General features: G+C 65.8%; 1 protein-coding gene. It reads right to left on the reverse strand.

From position 1 onward, the window contains the following. A partial coding sequence (locus HKX41_11940) for an MATE family efflux transporter (GenBank protein ID NNC24845.1) occupies positions 1–185 on the reverse strand: 185 nt, incomplete at its 3' end. Positions 186–263: the final 78 nt, after the last annotated feature.

Consider the following 263-nt stretch of genomic DNA (forward strand, 5'->3'; position numbering starts at 1 on the left):
ATCGCCATGACCAGGAACTGCAGATTGCCGGCCGCGCCGACGCCGGCGATGGCGGCATCGCCCAGGCGCGAGACGAAGTAGAGATCGATCAGCACGTACAGCATCTGGAACAGCATGCCGATGCCGATGGGCACGGCGAGCGAGATCAGGTGTTTGGGAATCGAGCCTTGGGTGAGGTCGCGCATGCGGTGGCCTGTGGAGTGGGGCGCGGGGAGCGGGGGGGACGATGGATTCGGGAAAAACGCAGCGGTGGACGCTGCGAC

It is taken from the genome of Salifodinibacter halophilus, assembly GCA_012999515.1.
Lineage (GTDB): Bacteria > Pseudomonadota > Gammaproteobacteria > Nevskiales > Salinisphaeraceae > Salifodinibacter > Salifodinibacter halophilus.